Raw genomic sequence first — 6,856 nt, forward strand, 5'->3', positions numbered from 1 at the left:
GGAAACTTCTAGTCCAGAAGTTTCCATTTCTCGCTGTACTTTTTCTAGAGATTCATGGATTTCATTTGCCTCCTTAAATACCCTCCAAAATTCTTCTCTCACAGTACGGTTAGGGTCTACTTCAAACTCTTGATTTAAGTAGGCAATTTCTAAACTAGCAGGACGAATAATTTCTCCAGAAGAAGGTTCTATTTCTCCAGTAATAATTTTTAATTGAGTAGATTTTCCTGCCCCATTTACACCCACTAACCCAATGCGATCGCCTGGTTTAACTTCCCAGTTAACATCTTTAAGAACAACACCTGTAGGATAAATTTTACTTATATGTTCTAATCTCAGCATTTATAATTAGTCTCCAAGTTTAGGTTAAGAGCAAGTTATGTTTTTCATGGCCAAATCATTAATATTGGTTCTTATAGCAGAAGGAAGAGGGAAGTAAGGAGGAAGGAAAAATCTTGCGTTATCTGAGTTTTAAGCTTTTTATATGTCCTAACCTTTCCTTCCACTGCTATAGATAATGCTTAAGCTTAACAATTTTTAATTATATTTTATACATCAATTCAGTTATCAGTATTTTGAGAATATTTTAATTACCTGTTTTTTCGTTTCTTATTCCTCTTTTAAAATCTATATCAATTGAATTAAAAATAAGTTAATCATCAAAACTAGAAAAACAAAATATATATAACTTACCTAATTGGCAATAATCAACAATTTCTTGAAATATTAACAACTTTCATGGCTAATTTCCTATTGTCAAAAATTATATTATTTTCTACTTTTAACAAAATTCAAAACTATTATATCTTCTAGACAATCAGAATATAATTGCTATATTCTTTTGACAAACTTCAAGTATTTTATTCTTTCTTAGTTATCAAAATAATTTGGTCGCGCAACCCCCACCTTGATTGGCGAAATATTTTTGGAGTTTTGCTCATCCATCTCCGTTACAAAAATAACTTCTAACTTCTGACTTCTGACTTCTGACTTAGTTAAAAACCCTTCTTCGCCTTATATAATTCCACAGATTCTTGAATGACAACTTTCAGTTCTGGAATGGCACAAGGTTTAGCTATACATTTAAAAATATCAGCCTGCTTTATGTCATTAACATCACAATTTATTTGTTCTTCAGCATAACCACTTAACAAAACACGAATAGTATCAGGAAAGCTATCTTTTGTTTTTCTAAGAAATTGAATACCTGTCATATCTGGCATACTTTGGTCAGAAATAATAATAGCCATTTCCCCTTCAGTTTCGAGAATTTCCATCGCTAAACTAGCATTTTCTGCCCTAATAACTTTAAATTCACCTCTAAAAGTCCGATATATTAAATCCAAATTATTAGGTTCATCATCAACAACCATTAATTTAAGTTTTTCTGACATTGTTAAATTTATAGCAATTTCTATCTAAGGAACAAGTTTTAACAAAATTGGTTATGTACAAATTTTTAAGTACTCATGCATAATTATCATATAGCAACTCTCATATTTGTAGGGCACAGAAAGAAGAACAACAAGTTTACCTGATGACTCCGAGAAACACTTGACTAGAGAGAGTCACTAAATGTTTTTTTATACATAAAACTAGATTTTATACGGTCAGATAACGCCAGATTTTTCCAAATTCGGTCCCCCCTTTCAAAGCTATGCTTTATGAACATTTTCCTTAACATCAAACTTGACAAAATAGACAAATTATGTTGCTTGCATCAAAAGGCTTTTCCCTCAGAAAAAATGTATTTAAAAGCACATTTATTTAGATAGGTTAAGTAGTTTTGCCTAGCTAAATTGACGATTTCTCCCTTCTCCCTTCTCGCCACAAGATTTTCAGGAGTTCCTGATCAGGAATAGCTCTCAAAGGGGGGTAGGGGGGATGCCTTCTTCCTTCTTTTATTCTTGAGCTTTCTCAGAATGTTCCCGACCAGAAACATTTTGCATGGCCTCTAAAGCTGCTCGAGAACCTGCCAAAATATCCCGTTCTTCTCCGCCCAAATAAAGCCGTCCAAAACTACCCACAGCTTGAATTTGTAAAATATTAATGAGAGCAGCTTTCTCCGCTTCATTAGCAGCTAAAGCGGCATAAGCAGCAGGTTGCACCTCCAATACATAGAGAGTTTGTCCACCCAAAAGCATTTGGCCTCGACGGTTACGATTAATTAATTGTGCTTGGTGGGAATCAATATTCCGGATCACCTGACTAGAGACAATACGAGGTTTGAGGCGATCGCGTTCCGCCACCCCCAGAGCTTGTAAAATAGCCTTTCCAGCAGCTTTCGTATCTCCCTGACGACTGGAATGAATTTCTAGCAAACCATAAAGTCGTTCCACAAACTGTACCCCAGGCCGAACAGAATTAGACTTGAGGGCCACATCAGTAATCCGATTAATTTCAATACCTGGTGAAATCTCCACCCACAGAGAGGTATCCCCAGGTAGGGGCAAGAAGCCAAGGGCCACTGTACCGATATAAGCGGCGTGTTGAGGTTGCAAATTATCTATATATACATAGCTGCGCAGTTCTATACCCAAGACTTAAATCTCCGTGTCATGTGGAAAAATATTAATCGTAGTCATTATATGACAACAAATACACGGAGGAACTAGGAGTCAGGAGTCAGGAGTCAGGAGTCAGGAGTCAGTAAATCAAATAGTAGTGGACTGACACATCTAAAACTGCGCAATAGATTTTTGTTTCTAGTGCAGGATGGCGGAAATAACTGACCAGTTACAAAATCCTAAAACAATTACAAATCAAAAATGACTGACTTTTAGATGCATGACTTTTAACTTCCGCGTAGCGGCACTAGGTGTCTTTTTTTCCCATCTCCTCTACTCCCCATCTCCCATCTACGGTAATTTACAGCCTTCTAAATTAGCATTTTCCAGATTAGTATTCTCAAGGTTACTATTTTCTAAATTAGCATCCTGAAGATTTGCAGATTCTAGATTAGCATTACTCAGGTCAGCACCAAAAAAATTAGCTCTACTCAAATTAGCATCCCATAATTCTGCATATTTCAAATTAGCGTTTTTCAGGTCAGCTTCTTGAAGATTAGCCCCACTTAAATTAGTATTTATTAGGTTAGCTTCCTGTAAATTTACCCTGTTCAAATTAATGTTACTTAGATTAGCATTTTTGAGAATAATATTCTTCAAATTTGCATCACAACAATCAGCACTTTTCAAGTTACCATAACTTAAATTGGCTTGACTTAAGTTGGTATTTTGTAAATTAACATGACTGAAATTTATATTTACTAAATACATTCCATTTAAGTCAACATTACTGAGATTAGATCCCCACATAAAAGCATGAGTAAAATCAACCCCTTTTAAACAAGCATGACTGAAATTACAACAGCTTAAATAAGCTTCTGTTAGATTAGCATTTTGCAAATTAGCATGACTGAAATTTGTATTTCTTAAGTTAGAATTTTTGAGGTTAGCTGAACTTAAATTAATCCGACTCAAATCAACATCTGTTAATTCAGCATTACAGAAATTAGCCCTAATAAATTTTCTATTACCATTTACATATAATTCTAAAAGTCTAGCTGCTTCCCATTGATATTCTGATAATGCCTGTATAACTTGAGGTTCTTCTATTTCCTGCAAAATAGTATAAGCTCTCCATTGTATTTCTGGTGAATTATCTTTTAATGCCTTAATTATTAAATCTAAGCTAATTTTTTGCCCTTTTATTGCTGCATATAATGTAGCGATGTTATTGGCTAACAGCAATTGTTCAACATCTTCATTGTCTAATGTTAATTTATTTACAAAACCAGCATTGAAAGAAATTTGATGAGGATTTTTGCTCATGATCGAGAAGAAAGAAGGAAAGGAAGAGGAAAGAAGGAAAAGGTAGAGAGCAAGGAATAGGGAGGAGGGAAAAATTTGGTGTTGCCTGAGTTTTAAGCTTTCTTTGTATATGTCAAATACGGTCATGGAAAATGATTTATTCATATCAGTTTGGTAAACATTTCCTGCGGAATACTTACTCAGTTTGTCATATCAAATCTCATTAATTAGCCAAGGGTAAAAATGTTTTATCCGATCAATTTATCCCTGTTCCCTGTTCCCTTTTCCCTGTTCTCTTACCTACTTTAATAGACTGAAATTTAAGAAAAATTAGCAGTCGCTGTGGAGCTTAAAGAAAGTAAAATTATTTTCTAACTATTAGAGAACGCAACCAGTTTGATGACTTTAAATTAGAGGAAATTATCTTCTTTTCTGCTTTTTTATTTAAACGAAAGTCATCTGAGTTTTTGACCATGGAAATATTCGTCTTAGAAGCTTGTTTTGCAGTTTTTTTCAAACTTTTAAATAAATCTTTTTCTTTCATAGGTTTTAAATATTGCTTCAATAAATCTTTTTCTAAACTCATTGTTTTACTTAAACTCTACAAAATTTATTTTAGCTTATAAGAAGAAGGAAGAAAGGAAGGAGGAAAAGAGAAAAATCTGGCAATAAATTCTGGTAGACAGTTGTCATAAATTACAGTATAATACAAGTATTACAAAACATAAGGACTCAGATGGCACGATTAAATCAAATTATTGCGATTGAAAAAGGGGCGTTGGTCAATCAAGAGATGAAACTTTAAGAGTAGTCTGTTTCTGATACCTCTAATATATTTTACCAAAGTAAGTGATGGGTCTCACCCCTAGTAAAAAATCATTTTACCAATTACCAACGCCGAAAAAGGAATCAAAAGTCGGTCAGTGCAGGAACTAGCAGAAGCTCAAAAAGCTTTACAGAAACCCGCTTTACTTTCCGGTATTTCTCGAACCTATCACCCCAAAGATGAGGAGAGAGAACAACTCCCACCAGAGTCGAAAAAGGTGGAGGTTAAAGCAGAAGAGATTATCCGCAAAACCTCCGAGGTATTAACCAAGTTGTTTGATGTGACGGTAACTAAAGATTGGACAAACTGTACTGCCCGCGCCGATGTGGTAGTGGATGGTCAAACATTGTTGACTCAAGCTCCGGTTAGTTATCTACTGTTTCTAGAAAAGTAATTTGCAGACTTACGCTCTTTTATGAGGTACTGATAACTGATAACTGATAACTGAAATTACTCCTCCATAGTAATCATAATTAAGATCGTAAAAATGAAAATATGGGAACTATTAAAAACAGTTTTTTCTCCAACTCAATATATGCCTCACGGTAGTTGTTATTTATGGCAAACTTCATTAGTATGGCTCCACCTTCTGAGCGATTTACTAACTGCGAACGCCTATTTTTCTATACCAACAATGTTGCTGTATTTTCTCTGTAAACGTAAAATCGAATGAATCAGGAACTACTTCAAGTTAATCTTGATTTAAAAAAAGCTTTAGAAGCCGAATTAAAATTAACTGCTGCTACAACTAAATTTGTACCTCATCAATTTTTATCTTTGATGGGGTATCAAAATATTACAGATGTCAAATTAGGAGATAGTGTAGAGCATAAAATGTCAGTTTTATTTGCTGATATTCGCAACTTTACCACAATTTTAGAAACCATGACTCCAGAAGAGAGTTTTAAATTTATCAATGGGTATCTCTCCAGAATGGAACCGGTAATAATTGAAAATCAAGGCTTTATTGATAAATATATTGGTGATGCAATAATGGCACTATTTGGAGGCAAAGTGGATGATGCTGTTCATGCAGCTATTTCGATGTTAAAACGACTGCATGAATATAATAAAACTCGACAAAGACCAGAAAGACTACCATTAAAAATTGGCATTGGAATTAATACAGGAGATTTGATTTTAGGTACAGTAGGAGGTTCTCAAAGAATAGATGGTACAGTTGTTGGCGATACGGTAAACTTAGCATCTCGTTTAGAACAATTAACCAAACAATATGATGTGTCTTTATTAATAAGTAATTATACTTTTATATCATTAGAAAATCCGGGAAAATATTCTATTAGATTAATTGACAGAGTCAAGGTAAAAGGAAAAGCAAAAATGGTGACGGTATTTGAAGTTTTTGATACCGAACCACCTGAATGCTTAGAGGGTAAGAAAATCACCAAACATCTGTTTGAAAAAGCCATTATTTTTTATTATCAAGAAAAACTTAGTCAAGCTGCTCAACTATTTCAAGATTGTCTGAATCAAAACCCTAATGATCGAGTAGCTCGAATTTATTTAGAACGTTGTCAAAAATCGGAGTCTTAAAAAGCGTTTCGGTCCGGAATGCTCCGCAAACAGATACCTAATTATATGCGCAGATTTTGAGGCTGATAGCTGAAGTCCGTAGTTCCGACCTAGGAGGCTAGCTAATAGCTAATAGCTAGTTAAATTTTGTGCCACACTAAGGCAAGATAGAAGAAATAAAAAAAAGCTGATAATTAATTTTTGAAGTATTATGCTAATTTGATAAGTATTTGCTACAAATAACTAGGTTATTTATTAGGAGTCAGGAGTCAATAGTTAGAATATAATCAGGATTTTGATTGATATTAATTGTTCTTAAATACCTATCAAAATTATTCCTGATTACTATATAAATATAAATTTAAAGTGACTTGATATTAAAGCTAAATAGATAATAGTCTAGAAGAAAGTAGAGTGCTGAGTATTGAAAGTATAATAAAAATAGCCAGAGCAAAAACCAAGATAAATTCATTTATATAAGTCATTTGGTAGGGTGCATCTCAATGCAAGAATAAAGCCAAAAATTTATCGCTTTTAGGCAACAGCTCCGAAAGGCAACAGGCAACAGGGAATAGGGAATAGGGAATATATAGGAAAAAAGTATTTTTGCAAATATGAGATGCACCCATTTGATATCTTGACAAAGGTAGGAGTTTTTAGCAAAGGAGCATGGTCGGCCACTCTC

Annotated in this window: 8 protein-coding genes; 3 read left to right on the forward strand and 5 right to left on the reverse strand. The window is 34.0% G+C overall.

Annotated features, from left to right (window positions below):
• The 5 genes from F6K13_RS11880 to F6K13_RS11900 form a co-directional block, all read right to left on the reverse strand.
• Window positions 1–342, reverse strand: a 342-nt coding sequence (locus tag F6K13_RS11880; RefSeq protein ID WP_287287451.1) for an ATP-binding cassette domain-containing protein, incomplete at its 3' end; no start/stop codon positions are given.
• A 653-nt stretch (window positions 343–995) separates the two neighbouring features.
• On the reverse strand, window positions 996–1,394 hold the full coding sequence (locus F6K13_RS11885; RefSeq protein WP_124146608.1) for a response regulator: 399 nt from the start codon (window positions 1,392–1,394) through the stop codon (window positions 996–998).
• Between the two features lie 507 nt (window positions 1,395–1,901).
• Entirely contained in the window at window positions 1,902–2,540 is a 639-nt protein-coding gene (locus tag F6K13_RS11890) for a hypothetical protein (protein WP_124146607.1), read from the reverse strand.
• 318 nt (window positions 2,541–2,858) lie between these two features.
• The gene (locus F6K13_RS11895) at window positions 2,859–3,833 is read right to left on the reverse strand and encodes a pentapeptide repeat-containing protein (RefSeq protein WP_161564657.1); all 975 of its coding nucleotides are present in this window, start codon (window positions 3,831–3,833) and stop codon (window positions 2,859–2,861) included.
• Between the two features lie 343 nt (window positions 3,834–4,176).
• Window positions 4,177–4,398, reverse strand: a complete 222-nt coding sequence (locus tag F6K13_RS11900) for a hypothetical protein (RefSeq protein ID WP_124146605.1) — start codon at window positions 4,396–4,398, stop codon at window positions 4,177–4,179.
• A 337-nt stretch (window positions 4,399–4,735) separates the two neighbouring features.
• Between F6K13_RS11900 and F6K13_RS11905 the strand changes: the two genes are divergently transcribed.
• From F6K13_RS11905 to F6K13_RS11915, 3 genes are all read left to right on the forward strand, one after another.
• Window positions 4,736–5,032 carry a hypothetical protein gene (locus F6K13_RS11905; protein ID WP_240039124.1) on the forward strand — a complete coding sequence of 99 codons (297 nt, stop codon included), beginning with the start codon at window positions 4,736–4,738 and terminating at the stop codon, window positions 5,030–5,032.
• A 93-nt stretch (window positions 5,033–5,125) separates the two neighbouring features.
• Window positions 5,126–5,311, forward strand: a complete 186-nt coding sequence (locus F6K13_RS11910) for a hypothetical protein (protein WP_124146604.1) — start codon at window positions 5,126–5,128, stop codon at window positions 5,309–5,311.
• Window positions 5,308–6,192 (forward strand): adenylate/guanylate cyclase domain-containing protein, encoded by an 885-nt coding sequence (locus F6K13_RS11915; protein WP_124146603.1) that lies wholly within the window; start codon window positions 5,308–5,310, stop codon window positions 6,190–6,192. The genes F6K13_RS11910 and F6K13_RS11915 overlap by 4 nt, the downstream gene beginning before the upstream one ends.
• The last annotated feature ends 664 nt before the right edge of the window (window positions 6,193–6,856 follow it).

Source organism: Okeania sp. SIO2B9 (assembly GCF_010672505.1).
Classification (GTDB): Bacteria; Cyanobacteriota; Cyanobacteriia; order Cyanobacteriales; family Microcoleaceae; genus Okeania; species Okeania hirsuta.